General features: G+C 62.2%; 16 protein-coding genes. 12 read left to right on the top strand and 4 right to left on the bottom strand.

The window, feature by feature from the left end; translation table 11 throughout:
* The first annotated feature begins 12 nt into the window (after positions 1-12).
* The 4 genes from B0G83_RS20785 to B0G83_RS20770 all read left to right on the top strand — a co-directional run bounded on the left by B0G83_RS20785 (position 13) and on the right by B0G83_RS20770 (position 3,162).
* Complete coding sequence (locus tag B0G83_RS20785) at positions 13-846, top strand: carbohydrate ABC transporter permease (protein WP_258168102.1); 834 nt, start codon at positions 13-15, stop codon at positions 844-846.
* Positions 843-1,559, top strand: a complete 717-nt coding sequence (locus tag B0G83_RS20780) for an HAD family phosphatase (protein WP_105509302.1) — start codon at positions 843-845, stop codon at positions 1,557-1,559. The genes B0G83_RS20785 and B0G83_RS20780 overlap by 4 nt, the downstream gene beginning before the upstream one ends.
* A 132-nt stretch (positions 1,560-1,691) precedes the next feature.
* Positions 1,692-2,801: an ABC transporter ATP-binding protein gene (locus tag B0G83_RS20775; RefSeq protein WP_105509301.1), complete on the top strand. Its 1,110-nt coding sequence runs from the start codon at positions 1,692-1,694 to the stop codon at positions 2,799-2,801.
* 64 nt (positions 2,802-2,865) lie between these two features.
* Positions 2,866-3,162, top strand: coding sequence for a DUF1330 domain-containing protein (locus B0G83_RS20770; protein ID WP_105509300.1), 297 nt, complete (start codon positions 2,866-2,868; stop codon positions 3,160-3,162).
* Between the two features lie 55 nt (positions 3,163-3,217).
* Here the strand turns inward: B0G83_RS20770 and B0G83_RS20765 are convergent, their stop codons facing one another.
* The 3 genes from B0G83_RS20765 to dalD form a co-directional block, all read right to left on the bottom strand.
* Complete coding sequence (locus tag B0G83_RS20765) at positions 3,218-4,165, bottom strand: sugar-binding transcriptional regulator (protein WP_105509299.1); 948 nt, start codon at positions 4,163-4,165, stop codon at positions 3,218-3,220.
* Positions 4,166-4,246: 81 nt separating this feature from the next.
* Complete coding sequence (xylB, locus tag B0G83_RS20760; RefSeq protein WP_105509298.1) at positions 4,247-5,728, bottom strand: xylulokinase; 1,482 nt, start codon at positions 5,726-5,728, stop codon at positions 4,247-4,249.
* 143 nt (positions 5,729-5,871) lie between these two features.
* Positions 5,872-7,284 (bottom strand): D-arabinitol 4-dehydrogenase, encoded by a 1,413-nt coding sequence (gene dalD, locus B0G83_RS20755; protein WP_105509297.1) that lies wholly within the window; start codon positions 7,282-7,284, stop codon positions 5,872-5,874.
* 401 nt (positions 7,285-7,685) lie between these two features.
* On the opposite strand from dalD, the gene B0G83_RS20750 reads away from it, so the two are divergent.
* The 8 genes from B0G83_RS20750 (at position 7,686) to B0G83_RS20715 (ending at position 17,308) form a co-directional block, all read left to right on the top strand.
* The gene (locus B0G83_RS20750; protein WP_105509296.1) at positions 7,686-8,666 is read left to right on the top strand and encodes an AraC family transcriptional regulator; all 981 of its coding nucleotides are present in this window, start codon (positions 7,686-7,688) and stop codon (positions 8,664-8,666) included.
* 123 nt (positions 8,667-8,789) lie between these two features.
* A complete protein-coding gene (locus tag B0G83_RS20745; RefSeq protein ID WP_105509295.1) occupies positions 8,790-9,743 on the top strand; it encodes an ABC transporter substrate-binding protein in 954 nt (317 codons plus the stop codon).
* A 69-nt stretch (positions 9,744-9,812) separates the two neighbouring features.
* Entirely contained in the window at positions 9,813-11,333 is a 1,521-nt protein-coding gene (locus B0G83_RS20740) for a sugar ABC transporter ATP-binding protein (RefSeq protein WP_105509294.1), read from the top strand.
* On the top strand, positions 11,320-12,327 hold the full coding sequence (locus B0G83_RS20735) for an ABC transporter permease (protein WP_105509293.1): 1,008 nt from the start codon (positions 11,320-11,322) through the stop codon (positions 12,325-12,327). Before B0G83_RS20740 ends, B0G83_RS20735 begins: the two co-directional genes overlap by 14 nt.
* Positions 12,328-12,365: 38 nt before the next feature.
* Positions 12,366-13,454 carry an alcohol dehydrogenase catalytic domain-containing protein gene (locus B0G83_RS20730; RefSeq protein WP_105509292.1) on the top strand — a complete coding sequence of 363 codons (1,089 nt, stop codon included), beginning with the start codon at positions 12,366-12,368 and terminating at the stop codon, positions 13,452-13,454.
* A gap of 38 nt (positions 13,455-13,492) precedes the next feature.
* Positions 13,493-15,037 carry an FGGY-family carbohydrate kinase gene (locus B0G83_RS20725; RefSeq protein WP_105509291.1) on the top strand — a complete coding sequence of 515 codons (1,545 nt, stop codon included), beginning with the start codon at positions 13,493-13,495 and terminating at the stop codon, positions 15,035-15,037.
* The gene (locus tag B0G83_RS20720) at positions 15,034-15,771 is read left to right on the top strand and encodes an SDR family oxidoreductase (RefSeq protein ID WP_105509290.1); all 738 of its coding nucleotides are present in this window, start codon (positions 15,034-15,036) and stop codon (positions 15,769-15,771) included. Before B0G83_RS20725 ends, B0G83_RS20720 begins: the two co-directional genes overlap by 4 nt.
* 799 nt (positions 15,772-16,570) lie before the next feature.
* Entirely contained in the window at positions 16,571-17,308 is a 738-nt protein-coding gene (locus B0G83_RS20715; protein ID WP_258168030.1) for a lytic polysaccharide monooxygenase, read from the top strand.
* A gap of 78 nt (positions 17,309-17,386) precedes the next feature.
* On the opposite strand, the gene kynA is transcribed toward B0G83_RS20715, so the two are convergent.
* On the bottom strand, positions 17,387-18,310 hold the full coding sequence (gene kynA / locus B0G83_RS20710; protein ID WP_105509289.1) for a tryptophan 2,3-dioxygenase: 924 nt from the start codon (positions 18,308-18,310) through the stop codon (positions 17,387-17,389).
* Positions 18,311-18,314 lie beyond the last annotated feature (4 nt).

The raw sequence follows: 18,314 nt of genomic DNA, 5'->3' as shown, positions 1-18,314 counted from the left end.
AGCTCGACACCCATGACCGTGCCGGCGAAGTCGCCGTTCGCCGCGATTCGCCGCGGCATTCCCGGCGTGATCGCCTGGCTGGTCGCGTTGCTGCTGTTCTTCCCGATCTTCTGGATGACGATTACCGCGTTCAAGACGGAACAGCAGGCTTATTCGTCGTCGCTGTTTTTCGTGCCGACGCTCGATAGCTTCCGCGAGGTGTTCGCGCGCAGCAATTACTTTGCGTTCGCGTGGAATTCGGTGCTGATCTCGGCGGGCGTCACGGTGCTGTGCCTGATTCTCGCCGTGCCGGCCGCGTATGCGATGGCGTTCTTCCCGACTCGCCGCACGCAGAAGGTGCTGCTGTGGATGCTCTCCACCAAGATGATGCCGTCGGTCGGCGTGCTGGTGCCGATCTATCTGCTGTGGAAGAACACCGGCCTGCTCGATTCGGTGTCGGGTCTGGTGATCGTCTACACGCTGATCAACCTGCCGATCGCGGTGTGGATGTCGTTCACGTATTTCGCGGAAATTCCGCGCGACATTCTCGAAGCCGGGCGGATCGACGGCGCGAGGACGTGGCAGGAAATCGTCTATCTGCTGATGCCGATGTCGCTGCCGGGGCTCGCCTCGACCGCGTTGCTGCTCGTGATTCTGTCGTGGAACGAGGCGTTCTGGAGCATCAACCTGTCGAGCTCGAACGCCGCGCCGCTGACGGTGTTCATCGCGTCGTATTCGAGTCCTGAAGGCTTGTTCTGGGCCAAGCTGTCGGCCGCTTCGTTGTTGGCGGTCGCGCCGATCCTGATCGTCGGCTGGCTGTCGCAGAAGCAACTGGTGCGCGGCCTTACGTTCGGGGCGGTCAAATGACAGCAGGTTCGAATGTGGGTTCGGGTGTCGGGCAATTCGCGCTGATCTGCGATTGCGACGGCGTGCTGATCGACAGCGAAGCCGTGGCCGCGCGCATGCTGGTGCACGAACTCGAAGCGCGCTGGCCCGATACGGATGTCGAGCCGGTGGTGCTGCCGCTGCTAGGTTTGCGCATCGAAGCCGTGCTGCAGGGCACGGCGACGCAGCTCGGCAAGAGTCTGTCCGTCGCCGATATCGACGCGATTCGTCGCGCGGTGGAAGCGGCGGCGATGCAGGCGCCGTCGGTGGAAGGCATCGAAGCGGCACTCGTTCAGGTGCCGCTCGCCAAAGGGTGCGCGAGCAACAGTTTCCGGCCGTATGTGGAATCGGTGCTGGCGCGCACGGGGCTGGTGAGGTTCTTCGGCGACCGGTTGTTCTGCGCCGATGCCGTGCCGAATCCGAAGCCCGCGCCCGACGTCTATCTGGCGGCGGCGCGTGGTTTGGGACTCGCGCCGTCGGCGTGTCTGGTGGTGGAAGACAGCGTGACCGGCGTGACGGCGGCGACCGCGGCGGGCATGACGGTGCTGGGTTTTATCGGCGGCGGTCACGCGAGCGACGCGCAGATCGACAAGCTGCATGCGGCCGGGGCGCGTCACGTGTTCGACGACATGCAGCAACTGCCGGAACTCGTCGCGCAATGGACGCTGAGCGCGACGGCGGCAACGCCGCCATGAAGGGCGCGGCGGCGTAGTGGTGTATCAGCGCCAGCCCGGGAATAGAGAAGCGAGCTGCTGAAGCAAACGAAGCACACAAGGCAGCGCAAGCAACGAACAAGCAGCATCTAGAGCATTACACGGAGACACATCATGGCAAGCGTAACTCTGCGCAACATCAGAAAGGCCTACGACGACAACGAGGTGATGCGCGACATCAATCTCGACATCGCGGACGGCGAGTTCGTCGTGTTCGTGGGCCCGAGCGGTTGCGGTAAATCGACGCTGATGCGCATGATCGCCGGCCTCGAAGATATCAGCGGCGGCGACCTGACCATCGACGGCGTGCGCGTGAACGACGTGGCGCCCGCCAAGCGCGGTATCGCGATGGTGTTCCAGTCGTACGCGCTGTATCCGCACATGACGCTGTACGACAACATGGCGTTCGGCCTGAAACTCGCCGGCACCAAGAAGCCGGAAATCGACGCGGCCGTGCGCAACGCCGCGAAGATTCTGCACATCGACCACCTGCTCGATCGCAAGCCGAAGCAGTTGTCCGGCGGCCAGCGTCAGCGCGTGGCGATCGGCCGCGCGATCACGCGCAAGCCGAAAGTGTTCCTGTTCGACGAACCGCTGTCGAATCTCGACGCCGCGCTGCGCGTGAAAATGCGCCTCGAATTCGCGCGTCTGCACGACGAGTTGAAGACCACGATGATCTACGTCACGCACGACCAGGTCGAAGCGATGACGCTGGCCGACAAGATCGTCGTGCTGTCGGCGGGCAATCTGGAGCAGGTCGGCAGTCCGACCATGCTGTATCACGCGCCCGCCAACCGGTTCGTCGCCGGATTTATCGGTTCGCCGAAAATGAATTTCATGGAAGGCGTGGTGCAGTCGGTCACGCACGACGGCGTCACGGTGCGCTACGAAACCGGTGAGACGCAGCGCGTCGCGGTGGAACCGGGTGCGGTCAAACAGGGCGACAAGGTGACGGTCGGCATTCGCCCCGAGCATCTGCACGTGGGCAATAGCGACGACGGCATTTCCGCCCGCACGATGGCGATCGAATCGCTCGGCGACGCAGCGTATCTGTACGCGGAATCGAGCGTCGCGCCGGACGGCCTGATCGCGCGGATTCCGCCGCTCGAACGGCATACCAAGGGCGAGATGCAGAAGCTGGGCGCGACGCCGGAGCATTGCCATCTGTTCGACAGCGCGGGGAAAGCATTCCAGCGTAAGATCGTCGAAGTGCTGGCCGCCTGACCGCGAGACGTTGGCGAAAGCGGCGGGTGCGCCGCTTTCCTTTCAACCACGCCGGGAAACGCTCATGGCCGCCTACGTTGTCATCACGCGCGAGAAAACGCTCGACCAGGCCAAGCTCGACGAATACAAGCAGGTTGCGCCCGCAACCTTCGAGCAGCATCCGGTCACCATGCTGGCGAGTCACGGGCGCAAGGAAGTGGTGGAAGGGCCGGCGATCGAAGAAATTCTGATTCTCGAATTCGCCGGCTATGACGAGGCGCTCGCGTGGTATCGCAGCCCGGCGTATCAGGCGGTCAGCGAGACGCGTCTGCAGGGCGGTGATTACCGGATCATCATTACGGAAGGGTTGCCGCTGGTGTAGCAAGCGGCGCGATCAATTCGCGGCGGCCGGGCGGCGCGCCCGGCTCCAGGTTGCCTCAAGCCTCAAGCGCCGCTCGCGCGCACAACTCGTCGGTCACCAACCCCGACAACCAGCCCCCTTTCAGCACCGCGATCAACGCTTCCCGCTTGCGCTCGCCGCCCGCGAAGCCGATCGTCGGGCGCCGCGGCGGCGAATCGAGCGCGAGGCTGGTCACGCGCCGGCCGGTCGGCGACTCGACGTGGGCGCCCGTGGCATCGATCGGCAGACCGAGCATTTCGGCCACGGCGCCGCCTTGCATCATCTCCTTCACTTCCGCCGACGTAATGAAACCGTCCTCATGCAACGGGCAGGTCGGCCCGATATTGCCGACGCCGACGAACGTGACATCCGCCTCCGCCGCCAGCGTTTCGACGATCCGGTACAGCCGGTGATTGCACCACTGCGAGCGCTCCGCCTCAGAATCGGCGAGCAACGGCGCGGGCAGCAGAAAATGCTTGCCACCGGTCTTCTCGGAGATGTGCAGCGCGACGTCGTAGCGGTTCGAGGAGCCGTCCTGAGCGATCGCCCCGACCAACGATACCAACCGGTGCTGCGGACGGTCCAGCTGCGCGATCTGATCGACCGACGCCTTCAGCGTCCGGCCGCTGCCGACCGCGACCACCATCGGCTTTTCTTCGTTCAGATGACGCTCCATCACCTGCGCGCCGGCCACCGCGAGTTTGCGGTCGACTTCCTCGGACGTATCGCTGTCCACCGGCACGACTTCGCACATGGTGAGGCCGTAGCGCTTGGACAATTGATCGGCGAGCGACAGACAGTCGGCCAGTTGGTGATCGACACGCACGCGAATCAGGTTCTTCTCGACCGCGAAGGCGACCAGCCGCTGCGCGACCGGACGCGACACCTGCAGCTTCTCGGCGATCTCGTTCTGGGTGTTGCCGGCGACGTAGTAAAGCCACGCAGCACGGGTAGCAAGATCTAATTTTTCTGTGGACTTGGGCACGGTGACGGCTCGCTTATAGTGCGCCGATGATAGCAGCCGGCACCCCGGTCTCCTCGGAGCACCGCTGCGGCTGTCCGTCGCTCAGGCGAGCGGCGTGCGCGCCGGATCGAACAGCGGCCGCACGTGGCGATACAGCGCGCGATACGCTTCGAGCCGCGCGCGCAGTTCGGCGTGGCGGCGCGGATTCGGCGTGAACTCCTTTTCGATGGGTGGCTTGGTCAGCACCGTGGCTGGATTGCCGCCCGCGGCCAGCCAGCCGAGCCGGGCCGCGCCGAGCGCCGCGCCGGTTTCGCCGCCGCCGTGCTTGCGGGTGGCGGTGTCGAGCGCGTCGGCCAGCAATTGCGCCCAGTAATCGCTGCGCGCGCCGCCGCCGAGCAGCGACAACGCCTTCGCTTCGGTGCCGGCCGCGCGCAATGCGTCGAGGCCGTCGGTGAGCGCGAGCGTCACGCCTTCGAGCACCGCGTAGCCGAGCAGCGCGCGATCGGTCGCGTGATTCATGCCGAAGAACACGCCCTGCGCGTACGGGTCGTTGTGCGGCGTGCGTTCACCGGACAGATAGGGCAGGAAAAGCGGCGCGGTGTTCAATGCGTCGGCCGGCAACGCCTCGATTTCAGCGAGCAAGGTCGGTTCGTCGGTCGAGGTCAGTTTGCAGACCCAGCGCAGACAACTTGCCGCCGAAAGCACCACGCTCATCTGATGCCAGCGATCCGGAATCGCGTGACAGAACGCATGCACGGCGGAAGCCGGATTCGGCCGGAAACTATCGCCGACCACGCACAGCACGCCCGAGGTGCCGAGCGACACGAAACCGTCGCCCGGTTGCGTCGCGCCGATGCCGATCGCACTGGTGGCGTTGTCGCCGCCGCCGGCCGCGACGATCACGCCGTCGCTCAAACCGAATTCGCGCGCCACTTCGGGCAGCAAGGTGCCGGACGGCGCGCTGCCTTCGCAGAGGCTCGGCATTTGCGCGCGCGTCATGTTGCAGGCCGCCAGCAATGAATCGGACCAGTCGCGTTGGGCGACGTCGAGCCAGAGCGTGCCGGCCGCGTCCGACGGATCGGAGACCTTGCCGCCGGTCAGTTGCAGACGCAAGTAATCCTTCGGCAGCAGCACGCAGGCGGTCCGCGCGAAAATTTCCGGCTCGTGACGCGCAACCCACAACAGCTTCGGCGCGGTGAAACCCGGCATGGCCAGATTGCCGGCCACGCTGTGCAGGTCGGGCGCGCGCTCGGTCAGTTCCGCGCATTCCTTGTCGCTGCGCATGTCGTTCCACAGAATCGCCGGACGCAGCACGCGGTTTTCCGCATCCAGCAGCACGGCGCCGTGCATCTGTCCCGACAGGCCGATGCCGCGAATCTGCGCGAACTCGTCCGGGTGTCTGGCGCGCAACGCGGCGAGCGCCGTGCGCGTGCCGGCCCACCAGTCTTCGGGATTCTGTTCGGCCCAGCGCTGATGCGGACGCGAAACGGTAAAGGGGGAGCCTGCGGTGCCGATCACGCGCCCGTTGGAGGCGAGCAGCAGGACTTTTACTTCGGACGTGCCGAGGTCGATGCCGAGATACATGGGCGCGGAACCTTCGTCGTTGGAGATGCGCTACTTTAGCCGCACACCGCGCGCGCTGCCATGCGCATTAAGCCTGGCAGCGGCGCGCCGCGTGGCGGCGTTGCTGGGGGTTGCCGCGGGTGCCGCGTTCGGAGCGCGCTGTTTCAGACCGCGCCGCGTTTGGCGAGCCACACGTCGACGCGCGCGAGTGCGCCTTCCAGCGCCGACTCCAGTTCCGGCGTTTGGGCCATGCTGCCCCACAGCAGCCGGTCGGCGGCGAACGCCTTCAGCGGATCGGGCGCGCTGAAGAAGCCGCGCGCGACCTTGTCGTCCATCACGCCGTCCTGGTACGCGTAGGGCAATTCGCCCGTCTGCCAGCGCTGCAGAAAGCGGAAAAACAGCGCGGGCAGCATCGCCGTGGCCGCCGGGGTCACGCCACGCTCGAAACACTCGGCGAGTGTCGGCGCGATAAAGCCGGGCAGCTTCGAAAAACCGTCGGCCGCGACGCGCTGATTGGTGTCCTGGATATACGGATTGCTGAAGCGCTCGAGCACCACGTCGCGATACCGCTCGAGATCGAGTGGACTCGGCGTGAGACACGGAATCACGTCTTCGGTCACGTAGTCGAAGGCGAACTTGTTGATGTCGGCGTCGAGCGTGCCTTCGTGAATGTAGTTCAGCCCGACCAGCGTGCCCGCCCACGCAATGCAGCTATGCGGCGCGTTCAGAATGCGGATCTTCGCTTCCTCGTACGGCATGACCGAATCGACCAGTTCCGCACCGACCTTTTCCCACGCGGGGCGGCCGGCAATGAAGCGGTCTTCGATCACCCATTGAATGAACGCTTCACCCATCACCGGGCAGGCGTCGTCGACGCCGGTTGCGGCCTTCACGCGTTCGCGCACGTCCGGCGTGGGACGCGGCGTGATGCGGTCGACCATCGAACTCGGGCACGCGGTGTTGTCGTCGAACCATTGCGCAAGTTCGTTCGCGCCGCGTCTTTCGAGAAACTCGCTCATGCCTGCGTGAAAGCGCTCGCCGTTGCTGCGCAGGTTATCGCAGGTTTGCAGCGTGACCGGGCCCGCGCCGCGTTTCATGCGGGCGTCGAGAATCGCCGCGAGCGCGCCGTAGATCGTGGTGTGGCCACCGTCGAGGTCGGCTGCGAGATCGGCATTCGCCGTATCGAGTTCGTCGTCTTCGTCGAGGTAATAGCCGCCTTCGGTCACCGTGAAGGCGATGATCTTGCAGTCCGGATCGGCGCCCGCTTCGATCAAGCCGTCGAGGTTCTCGGTCCAGGGCAATACGCGTTCGATCGAGCGGATCGTCTCGTAGGCGCGTTCGCCTTGCGGCGTGACGGTTTCGAGCGTGTACACGCCGTTCTGCGCGGCGAGCGCGTCGAGCACCGCGTTCATGTCGCTGCGAATATTGCCGACGGTCAGCGACCAGTGCGGCTCGCCGGGCACCTTCGCCTCGTTCAACCGGTGCAGATACCACGCCTGATGCGCGCGATGAAACGATCCCGCGCCGATGTGCAGGATCACGTGTGCGGCCGCGCCGCTGCCTTGCCCGCTGTTCATGTACGTCTCCTGAATGTCCTGGCTCGCACGGCTCGAAGCCGGCGTTTCTTGTATGGTGGAGCATTTGCTCTGTACGTGAGCGAATGATCGTACCCGGCGAAACGAATGTCAAGGCGAGGCCGCCGGGTTTTCGTGGCGCAGCGCGGCGTGGCGGGACTTGCGGGCGACTTCCACGCGCTACGGTTGCAATGGGGACGTGCTTTGCCGTGCGTATGTGCGTGTATTGCATTGCATCAAATTTGACCTTTTCCGGTCCAGGATTAACCCGAATGCAAAAAAGTATCGGTTCGCGGTTTCATTTTTAGTGGTGGCGGGCGCGTTTGAGGGCTACTTTTCGCTATAGAAGACAACAAGACGAAGTGTGGCGACGCCCCCGGCGAGCCGCTTCATGGAGGCAGACAGTGCAACCCGATCTCGAACTCGTGGCCGTGCGCCGCGACGAATCGTTCAAAGTGTGGTCGCATGGCTATCCGTATCGCACGGTGCGCTGGCATTTCCACCCGGAGTACGAGATTCACCTGATCGTCGCGACGACCGGCAAGATGTTCGTCGGCGATCACATCAGCAGCTATACGCCCGGCAATCTCGTGCTGATGGGGCCGAACCTGCCGCACAACTGGGTGAGCGACGTGCCGGAAGGCGAGACCATCGCGCAGCGCAATCTGGTCGTGCAATTCGGTCAGGAGTTCGTGTCGAGCTGTGTCGACAGTTTTCCGGAGTGGCGTCAGGTCGAGGCGTTGCTCGCCGACTCGCGCCGTGGCGTGTTGTTTGGTGCCGCGACCAGCGCCGCGATCAAGCCGCTGTTTCTCGAACTGCTGAACGCGCGGGGATTACGCCGTCTTGTCCTGTTCATGTCGATGCTCGAAATCCTGATGAACGCCGAAGACCGCGAAGCGCTCGCGAGCCCTGCGTATCAGGCCGACCCAACCAGTTTCGCGTCGACCCGCATCAATCACGTGCTGTCGTATATCGGCAAGAATCTCGCGAACGATCTGCGCGAATCGGATCTGGCGCAGCTCGCGGGCCAAAGCGTCAGTGCGTTCTCGCGCTATTTCCGCCGTCATACCGGACTGCCGTTCGTGCAATACGTGAACCGGATGCGGATTAACCTCGCGTGCCAGTTGCTGACCGACGGCGAACTCAGCGTGACCGATATCTGTTTCAAGGCGGGTTTCAACAACCTGTCGAATTTCAACCGGCAGTTCCTCGCGGTGAAGGGCATGGCGCCTTCGAAATTCCGCCGCTATCAGCAACTCAACGACGCGAGCCGCGACGCCTCCGAACAGGCCGCCGCGCGCGGCGTGGGCATCGACGACGCACCCGCCATCGTGCTCGCGCCGGGGCTGCCGCGCCCGGCCGCCGCCGCTTATCCACCGACGTAGTTTCCCGCTGACGCCGAGTCGATTCCTTAGCCGAAGCGTTTCACTTCACCCGCGTTGCAACACGTATCGCGCTGCCCTACGACAGCGTGAGGGACGTGCTTACTTTTAATAACGGAGACAACCATGACGCAATCCTTTTCGAAGCCGGCCTCGTTGAAGCACTTCAGTCGCCACGCAGCAGCCATGGCGGCGCTCGCCTTCGGCCTGTCGTTTATCGCCGCGCCGGCCGCGCAAGCCGCGCCGCTGAAAATCGGCATGACGTTTCAGGAATTGAACAACCCGTACTTCGTGACCATGCAGAAGGCGCTCAACGACGCGGCCGCGTCGATCGGTGCGACCGTGGTCGTGACCGACGCGCATCACGACGTCAGCAAGCAGGTCAGCGACGTCGAAGACATGCTGCAGAAGAAGATCGACATTCTGCTGGTCAATCCGACCGACTCGACCGGCATCCAGTCGGCGGTGACGTCGGCGAAGAAGGCGGGCGTGGTTGTGGTCGCGGTGGATGCGAACGCCAATGGTCCGGTCGATTCGTTCGTCGGCTCGAAGAACTACGACGCCGGTGAAATGGCTTGCGAGTACCTCGCAAAATCGATTGGCGGCAGCGGCGAGGTGGCGATTCTCGACGGCATTCCGGTCGTGCCGATTCTCGAACGCGTGCGGGGTTGCAAGGCGGCGCTCGCCAAGGTGCCGGGCATCAAAGTTGTCGATACGCAGAACGGCAAGCAGGAACGTGCAACCGCGCTGTCGGTTACCGAGAACATGATTCAGGCGCATCCGAATCTGAAGGGTGTGTTCAGCGTGAACGACGGTGGTTCGATGGGCGCGCTGTCGGCGATCGAATCGTCGGGTAAGGACATCAAGCTGACCAGCGTCGACGGGGCGCCGGAAGCGATCGCCGCGATCCAGAAGCCGAACTCGAAGTTCATTGAAACGTCCGCGCAATTCCCGGCCGACCAGGTGCGTATCGCGCTCGGCATTGCACTCGCGAAGAAGTGGGGCGCCAATGTGCCGAAAGCAATTCCGGTCGACGTGAAGATGATCGACAAGAGCAATGCCAAGGGTTTCAGCTGGTAACACGACAGGCGCGCCACGCCGTGCGTGGTTTGACACGCGACACGGCGGCGCGCCGCAGAGGAGTACCCGATGGACACCATTCTCAAACTCGACAACATCACCAAAAGCTTTCCCGGCGTGAAAGCGCTGCAAGGCATTCATCTCGAGATCGCGCGCGGCGAGATCCACGCGTTGCTCGGCGAAAACGGCGCCGGCAAATCGACGCTGATGAAAATTCTCTGCGGCATCTATCAGCCGGATGAAGGCGCGATCACGATTGCGGGCGAGACGCGCCATTTCACGAACTATCACGACGCGGTGGCGGCGGGCGTCGGCATCGTGTTTCAGGAATTCAGTCTGATTCCCTATCTGAACGCGGTGGAGAACATGTTTCTCGGCCGCGAATTGAAGAACGGTTTGGGCCTGCTCGAACGCGGCAAGATGCGGCGCGCGGCGGCGGCGATTTTCCAGCGGCTCGGTGTGGCGATCGATCTGTCGGTGCCGATTCGGGAGCTTTCGGTCGCGCAGCAGCAGTTCGTCGAAATCGGCAAGGCGTTGTCGCTGGAAGCGCGCATTCTGATCCTGGACGAGCCGACCGCGACGCTCACGCCTGCGGAGGCCGAGCATCTGTTCGCGATCATGCGCGATCTGAAACAGCAGGGCGTGGCGATGATTTTCATCTCGCACCACCTCGAAGAGATCTTCGAGGTGTGCGACCGCATCACGGTGCTGCGCGATGGGCAATATGTCGGCATGACGGAAGTGGCCGAGTCAGACGTGGGCCGCCTCGTTGAAATGATGGTGGGCCGCCGTATTGAAAGCAGCTTTCCGCCGAAGCCGCCCCTGCATGCCGACGCGAAAATCGTGCTGGAGGTTCAGAAGCTGCAACTGCTGAAGGACAGCCCCGTGCTGAGTTTCACGCTGCGTGAAGGCGAGATTCTCGGTTTCGCGGGACTAGTCGGTTCAGGTCGCACGGAAACCGCGCTTGCCGTGATCGGCGCGGATCCGGCGTACGTGAAGGAGATTCGCATCAACGGCGCGGCCGCGAAGTTGTCCGATCCCGCCGATGCGTTGCGCGCCGGCGTCGGCATTTTGCCGGAGAGCCGCAAAACCGAAGGTCTGATCACCGACTTTTCGATCAAGCAGAACATCTCGATCAACAACCTCGGCAAGTATCGTTCGCTGCGTTTCTTCATCGACCAGCGCGGCGAAGCGCGCGCCACGGCCGACATCATGAAACGCGTGGGCGTCAAGGCGCCGACCATGCACACGGAAGTCGCGACGCTGTCGGGCGGCAACCAGCAGAAAGTGGTGATTGCGCGCTGGCTGAACCATCACACCAACATCCTGATCTTCGACGAACCGACCCGCGGTATCGACGTCGGCGCGAAAGCCGAAATCTATCTGCTGATGCGCGAACTCACCGCGCGCGGCTACTCGATCATCATGATCTCGTCCGAACTGCCGGAGATCGTCGGCATGTGCGACCGCGTCGCGGTGTTCCGTCAGGGTCGCATCGAAGCGATGCTCGAAGGCGACGCGATCGACTCCAATGCCGTGATGACATTTGCCACCGCCGGCTCGCTGGGAGCAAACCATGAACACGCCTAATCCTTCTTCTTCACCGAAAACTTCAACGGTCAGCAGCGACACGCCGGGTGCGCCGGTGCGCTTCACGTGGGCCGCGTTGAAACGCTCCACCTTGTTCTATCCGTTCATCGGCCTGCTGGTGGTCTGCATCGTGATGGTGTTCGCGAGCGACAGTTTTCTCTCCGCCGCCAACATCGAAAACGTGCTGCGCCAGGTGTCGATCAACGCCATCATCGCCGTGGGGATGACGTGCGTGATTCTGACCGGTGGCATCGATCTCTCGGTGGGTTCGGTGATGGCGCTGGCGGGCACGCTCGCGGCAGGCTTGATGGTTGCCGGCATGAACGCCGTGGCCGCGTTGGCGATTGGCATTGCCGTCGGTCTCGGCTTCGGCGCGGCGAACGGCTTCTTCGTCGCGTTTGCCGGCATGCCGCCCATCATCGTCACGCTCGCGACGATGGGCATTGCCCGCGGTCTCGCGCTGATCTACACCGGCGGCTATCCGATCGACGGGTTGCCCGACTGGGTCGCGTTCTTCGGCAGCGGCAAGATTCTCGGCGTGCAGGCGCCGGTCGTGATCATGGTGGTGATCTACGCGATCGCGTGGGTGCTGCTCGAACGCATGCCGTTCGGCCGCTACGTGTACGCGATCGGTGGCAACGAACAGGCGACGCGTTTGTCCGGCGTGCGGGTGGCGCGCGTCAAACTGATCGTCTACACGATCGCCGGCCTGACCTCGGCGTTTGCCGCGATCGTGCTGACCGCACGTTTGATGAGCGGCCAGCCGAACGCGGGCGTCGGCTTCGAACTCGACGCGATTGCCGCCGTGGTGATGGGCGGCACCTCGATCTCCGGTGGCCGCGGCTCGATCATCGGCACCTTGATCGGTGCGTTGCTGCTCGGTGTGCTGAACAACGGCCTGAACATGGTCGGCGTGAATCCGTATGTGCAGAACGTGATCAAGGGCGGAATCATTTTGCTGGCGATTTATATCAGCCGCGACCGTAGAAAGTAACTCTCCACTGACTTCCCATTTCTGGCAGGACCACGGCAATGACGACTCAAACCGACAAGCAGAACATGACAGCGATTGTCTGTCATGCACCGAAAGACTATCGCATCGAACAGGTATCGAAACCCACGGCGCGTGCGCACGAACTGGTGATTCGCATCGCCGCCTGCGGCATCTGCGCGAGCGATTGCAAATGCCATTCCGGCGCGAAAATGTTCTGGGGCGGTCCGAGCCCCTGGGTGAAAGCGCCGGTGATTCCGGGGCACGAGTTCTTCGGCTTTGTCGAAGAGATCGGCGAGGGCGCGGCGGAGCACTTCGGCGTGAAGCTGGGCGATCGTGTGATTGCCGAACAGATCGTGCCGTGCGGCAAATGCCGATATTGCAAATCCGGTCAGTACTGGATGTGCGAGGTGCACAACATCTTCGGCTTCCAGCGCGAAGTCGCGGACGGCGGTATGGCCGAGTACATGCGGATCCCGCCGACGGCGATCGTGCACAAGATTCCCGACGGCATTTCGCTCGAAGATGCCGCGATCATCGAACCGTTGGCGTGTGCGATTCACACCGTCAATCGCGGCGAACTGCAACTCGACGATGTCGTCGTGATCGCGGGCGCCGGGCCGTTGGGTCTGATGATGACGCAAGTCGCGCATCTGAAAACGCCGAAGAAACTGGTGGTGATCGATCTGGTGGAAGAACGGCTCGCGCTTGCGCGCGACTACGGCGCCGACGTGACCATCAATCCGAAACAGCAGGACGCATTGGCCATCGTTCATTCGCTCACTGACGGCTACGGTTGCGATGTGTATATTGAAACCACCGGCGCGCCGATCGGCGTCAATCAGGGCATGGACCTGATTCGCAAGCTCGGGCGTTTCGTCGAGTTCTCCGTGTTCGGCGCGGATACCACGCTCGACTGGTCGGTGATCGGCGACCGCAAGGAACTCGACGTGCGTGGCGCGCATCTCGGACCGTACTGCTATCCGATCGCGATCGATCTGCTGGCGCGCGGGCTGGTGACGTCGAAAGGCATCGTGACGCACGGTTTTTCGCTGGAAGAGTGGGACGAGGCGATCAAGGTCGCGAATTCGCTCGATTCGATCAAGGTGTTGATGAAGCCGCGCGCCTGAGCCTCGTCGGGACGAGCGGCCTATAAAACGGAGACTGTATGGATTACGTCATCGGCGTCGATATCGGCACGCAGAGCACCAAGGCGTTGCTGGTCGATCGGCACGGCGCGATCGTCGCGCAGCACGCGTCGAGCTATCAGCCGGATACGCCTAAGCCGCTGTGGGCCGAACAGTGGCCCGCGGTGTGGTTCAAGGCGGTGGTGGAATGCATTGCTGCGTGCGTCGCGAAGGCGAAAGAGGCGGGCGTGGCGGCGAAGTCGATCAAGGCGGTCTGCGTGAGCAGTCTGTACGGCGGCTCCGGCATTCCGGTGGATAGCGAAATGCGGCCGCTTTATCCGTGTCTGATCTGGATGGATCGCCGCGCGACCGCGCAGGTGGAATGGGTGCGCGGGAATGTCGATCTCGACCGGCTGCGTACGATTACCGGCAATGGCGTGGACAGCTATTACGGTTATACGAAGATGCTGTGGCTACGCGATAACGAGCCGGAAGTGTGGGCGCATACGCGTTACTTCCTGCCGCCGAATGCGTACGTGATCTACATGCTGACCGGCGAGGTGGCGGTCGATCATAGCTCGGCGGGCAATATCGGCGGTATCTACGATATAGCGAAGCGCGACTGGTCGGACGAGGCGCTGGACATGCTCGGCATTCCCGCGACCATGATGCCGGAGCGACTGGTCGAGTCGTCCGATGTGGTGGGCGGCCTGCTTTCGCAATGGACCGACACGCTCGGACTCGACGCGGGCACGGCGATCGTCGCGGGCGGTGTCGATGCGGCGATGGCGACGTTCGCCGCCGGCGTCACGCGAGCGGGGCAGCATGTCGCGATGATAGGCACCAGCATGTGCTGGGGTTATATCAATCAGAGCGTCGACGCGCGGCATGGGTTGATCGGCATGCCGCATGTGTTCAATGGGCAGCGCGATATTTACGTGTTCGGCGGCGCGATTACGGCGGGGGCGTCGGTGACGTGGTATCGCGAGCAGTTCTGCCACGCGGAGATCGAAGCGGCGCGCGCAACGCCGCATGGCGATCCGCATCGGTTGCTCGAGGAGTCGGCGGCGAACGTGCCGGCCGGCTCGGATGGCGTGATGTTCCTGCCGTATCTGATGGGCGAGCGGAGTCCGGTGTGGGATGCGAAGGCGAGCGGCGCGTTCGTCGGACTCAGCCTGTTCCATACGCGTGGGCATTTGTATCGCGCGGTGTTGGAGGGCGTGTCTTTTGCGCTGAAGCACAACATCGAAGCGGGACGTCAAGGCGCGTTATCGCTGGATGACAAGTTGATCGTGGTCGGCGGCGCCGCGCATTCGGATTTGTGGATGCAGATTATTGCGGATGTGACCGGTTATCCGGTCTATACGATCGAGCAGGATGTCGAGGCGGCAATGGGCGCGGCGTTGCTGGCAGGTGTGGGCATCGGGTTGGTGTCGCGGGAAGAGGCGCAGGGCGGGTGGGTGACGCTGATCGAACGGGCGCAGCCGGACGCGGCGCGGATGGCGCTTTATGAAAAACGGTTCGGCATTTATACGGACTTGTATCCGGCGTTGAAGCCGGTCATGCATCGGTTGCAGACATCATGAATGCTACTTTTGATTTTTCGGGGCGGTCGGTTCTGGTTACGGGCGCTTCTAGTGGGATCGGGCGGGCTATCGTCGAGGCTTTGTGCGCTTCTGGGGCGCACGTCGTTGCCGCTGCGCGGAATGTGAGTGAGTTGGCGCGCCTGGCTGAAGAGACGGGTTGTGAGCCGTTGATGCTCGATGTGAGCGATGAGACGGCTATCGATGAGGCATTCGAATCGCTTGGGGTGTTCGACGGGCTGGTGAATTGTGCCGGGATCGCGCTGCTCGAGCGGGCTGTCGATACCACCGCGGCTAGCTTCGATCGGGTCATGGCGGTGAATGCCCGGGGGGCGGTGCTCGTTGCCAAGCATGTGGCGATAGGGATGATAGGCGCCAAGCGCGCGGGCAGTATCGTCAATGTCTCCAGTCAAGCTGCGCTGGTGGCTTTGGACGAGCATTTGAGTTATTCGGCTTCCAAGGCGGCGCTTGATGCTGTTACTCGTTCTTTGTGTGTCGAGTTGGGGGCTTTTGGGATTCGGGTTAATAGTGTGAATCCTACGGTTACTTTGACGCCTATGGCTGTGCAGGCTTGGAGTGATCCCGCTAAGCGGGGGCCTGCTTTGAAGGCTATTCCTTTAGGACGCTTTGCTGAGTCCAGTGAAGTCGCTGCTCCTGTGCTGTTTTTGCTTAGTGAGGCGGCTTCTATGGTTAGTGGGGTTTGTCTGGCTGTTGATGGGGGGTATACGGCCAGGTAGTTTTGGGGGGGGTGGTCTGTTCGGCGATTGGGTGGTTCGTGTTGGGGTGTTGGCCTTTCCTTGTGTTGTTGGTGGTCTATTGGGGTTGCCCCTGTGCGGGGCGGCACCTACTTTTCTTTGCCGGCCGCAAAGAAAAGTAGGCAAAAGAAAGCGGCTCACACCGCTAGCTCATAAGCGGGGCCGCCGCACAGTTACGGTAGTGGCTCATCTGGAATCCGTGCTCTCGCACACTCCGCGCTCGTGACACAGCAGTCATTCTTCCGGCGGCGTTTCGCGCGCCGCAAGGTCGTTCAGGCTCTGCGCCTGCTGAACGGGTTTATCGCGTCGCAGTGGTAGCGGCTCATCTGGAGTCCGCGCTCCCACGCACTCCTTGCTCGTGATTCTGATGCTCTTGTTCTCTCCATCTTCTTCTTGCTATTGCTTGACCCGCGCTTATTGTCGACGTCATTTTTTCTAATCGTCATGTCCGCGGCATAGCGGCGCGGGAGACTCCAGCCGCGAATTTCGCGTGTATGTTGATGACCTGTGTGAGTGAGTTGGAGTGCCCTGTACATCGTTCAAGCGCTCGGACTCATACGTTAATCACTACGCTGCGTCGAGGTTGAAGTGTGTTGAAAGGCAAATATGTTGTCCTTCTCCGTTGGCGCGCACAAGTCGCACTTCGCCTCGGCGTCGGATCGTCATAAAGATCACGGATTCGTGCTCAGTTGTCGATGCCGCCAGGTAATCAACCGCTCTCCCCATCGCACGTCGAAAATGACACGGTGCGATACGGGAGAGGTGCTATGGAGAATAGATAATGGACGAGAACATGCATCGCTCATTCACGCGGTGCCATTGGGTCGTTGCGTTGACTGCGCTATTCGGCACCACGCTTGTTCATGCTCATGGGCGAGTGACTCAGCCGCCTTCTCGCATTGTGCTCTGTGTGGAGCGAAAGAACGTTGATTGCAACGTCGACGCATGGCAGGCGAACGCAATGGAGAACGGTAAATTTTTTCCCGCCACGCGCGCAGGTTTAGCGGATGTTTTTGCACCGGACGATGTACGTAACGCCCAGCCGCCGAAAGATGGCGAGATTGCCGGATCGAGTGTAAATGGGCACATTGCAGTATTGAACGAACAATCCGCGAACCGATGGACGAAGGTTGCGTTGCGTGCCAATTCGACTCAGATTTTCAAGTGGGAATATGCTGCGCTCCACGGGACGCGGCGGTGGAACTACTTCATCACGCGTTCCGGCTGGGATCCTGCAAAACCGCTAACGCGAGCGCAGTTTGACGAGAAACCGTTCTGCACGATCCAGAACGACGGCCAACCCTATTGGAAGGCTGATCTCAAACCAACGAAACCGACGATTCACCAATGCCGACTACCCAATCGCGTCGGCTATCAGGTCATTCTCGCGGTCTGGGAAGTCGCCGACACGCAAATGGGCTTTTACCAGGTGATCGATACGCACTTCACGGACGCAAACGGCAGTTCAGTAGTGAGCCCATTCCAGGCATTGAGCGCGGAAGCACCAATTAGGGATTAGCGGTGCCGCCTCGCGTGGCAACGCCAATAGACCACTAACAACCCAAGGAAAGGCCCACACCAACGCGCCGAGCGGGCCCTAGAGCATGGTCCGGACATGCCAAAGCTCAGGAAACAAAACCACATCGAGCATCTTCCGCAGATAGGTCGCCCCACTGGTCCCGCCGGTGCCTTGCTTAAACCCAATAATCCGTTCAACGGTAGTCACATGTCGAAACCGCCACTGCCTGAACGCATCTTCGAGATCGACAAGTTCCTCAGCCATTTCATAAAGCTCCCAATGCTGTGAAGGATTTCGATAAACCTCAAGCCAGGCGGCTTCGACCGACGCATCGTGAACAGTAGGCTGAGTCCAGTCCCGCTCCAACCGGGAGGCCGCGATAGGAAACCCGCGCCGCGCCAGTAACCGAACAACCTCATCGTAGAAAGAAGGCGCCTCGAGCGAAGCTTTAACCTCGGCAAAGACCTCTGCCCGATGCGCATGCGGCTTCAGCATCTGCTGATTCTTATTGCCGAGCAGAAACTCAATCTGCCGATACTGATAAGACTGAAACCCGGAAGAACTCCCGAGAAACGGCCGCATGGCGGTGTATTCGGACGGCGTCATGGTGGCAAGAACACTCCACGCCTGGACGAGCTGCTCCATGATTCGCGACACGCGAGCGAGCATCTTGAACGCCGGCGGCAATTCATCGCGATGCACGGCCTGCAGCGCCGCACGCAGCTCATACAGGGCGAGCTTCATCCACAGCTCACTCGTCTGATGCTGGATGATGAACAGCATCTCATTGTGATCCGGCGACAGCGGATGCTGCGCATCGAGCACCGACCCGAGCGACAGATAGTCGCCGTAACTCATCGATTCCGAAAAATCGAGTTGCGCGTCGTGCCAGCCATCGCCTGAAGAAGCCGCAGGAGCCGCGGAAACCGCCCCATGCCCAAACGGACACCCCTGCACAGGCTTATCTTCCGGCAACCCCGGTGTTTCCATATGATCGTTCATCGCC

The sequence above is a fragment of the Paraburkholderia sp. BL21I4N1 genome, assembly GCF_002973525.1.
GTDB lineage: Bacteria > Pseudomonadota > Gammaproteobacteria > Burkholderiales > Burkholderiaceae > Paraburkholderia.
This window is presented reverse-complemented; position numbering and strand designations above follow the sequence as displayed.

What these genes read in the sequence shown, in the direction of transcription:
- xylB (WP_105509298.1), bottom strand. Translation starts at nt 5,728, where the DNA reads ATGTATCTCGGCATCGACCTCGGCACGTCCGAAGTAAAAGTCCTGCTG.
- B0G83_RS20745 (WP_105509295.1), top strand. Translation starts at nt 8,790, where the DNA reads ATGACGCAATCCTTTTCGAAGCCGGCCTCGTTGAAGCACTTCAGTCGC.
- B0G83_RS20775 (WP_105509301.1), top strand. Translation starts at nt 1,692, where the DNA reads ATGGCAAGCGTAACTCTGCGCAACATCAGAAAGGCCTACGACGACAAC.
- B0G83_RS20715 (WP_258168030.1), top strand. Translation starts at nt 16,571, where the DNA reads ATGGACGAGAACATGCATCGCTCATTCACGCGGTGCCATTGGGTCGTT.
- B0G83_RS20785 (WP_258168102.1), top strand. Translation starts at nt 13, where the DNA reads ATGACCGTGCCGGCGAAGTCGCCGTTCGCCGCGATTCGCCGCGGCATT.
- B0G83_RS20780 (WP_105509302.1), top strand. Translation starts at nt 843, where the DNA reads ATGACAGCAGGTTCGAATGTGGGTTCGGGTGTCGGGCAATTCGCGCTG.
- kynA (WP_105509289.1), bottom strand. Translation starts at nt 18,310, where the DNA reads ATGAACGATCATATGGAAACACCGGGGTTGCCGGAAGATAAGCCTGTG.
- B0G83_RS20770 (WP_105509300.1), top strand. Translation starts at nt 2,866, where the DNA reads ATGGCCGCCTACGTTGTCATCACGCGCGAGAAAACGCTCGACCAGGCC.
- B0G83_RS20740 (WP_105509294.1), top strand. Translation starts at nt 9,813, where the DNA reads ATGGACACCATTCTCAAACTCGACAACATCACCAAAAGCTTTCCCGGC.
- B0G83_RS20730 (WP_105509292.1), top strand. Translation starts at nt 12,366, where the DNA reads ATGACGACTCAAACCGACAAGCAGAACATGACAGCGATTGTCTGTCAT.
- B0G83_RS20735 (WP_105509293.1), top strand. Translation starts at nt 11,320, where the DNA reads ATGAACACGCCTAATCCTTCTTCTTCACCGAAAACTTCAACGGTCAGC.
- dalD (WP_105509297.1), bottom strand. Translation starts at nt 7,284, where the DNA reads ATGAACAGCGGGCAAGGCAGCGGCGCGGCCGCACACGTGATCCTGCAC.
- B0G83_RS20725 (WP_105509291.1), top strand. Translation starts at nt 13,493, where the DNA reads ATGGATTACGTCATCGGCGTCGATATCGGCACGCAGAGCACCAAGGCG.
- B0G83_RS20720 (WP_105509290.1), top strand. Translation starts at nt 15,034, where the DNA reads ATGAATGCTACTTTTGATTTTTCGGGGCGGTCGGTTCTGGTTACGGGC.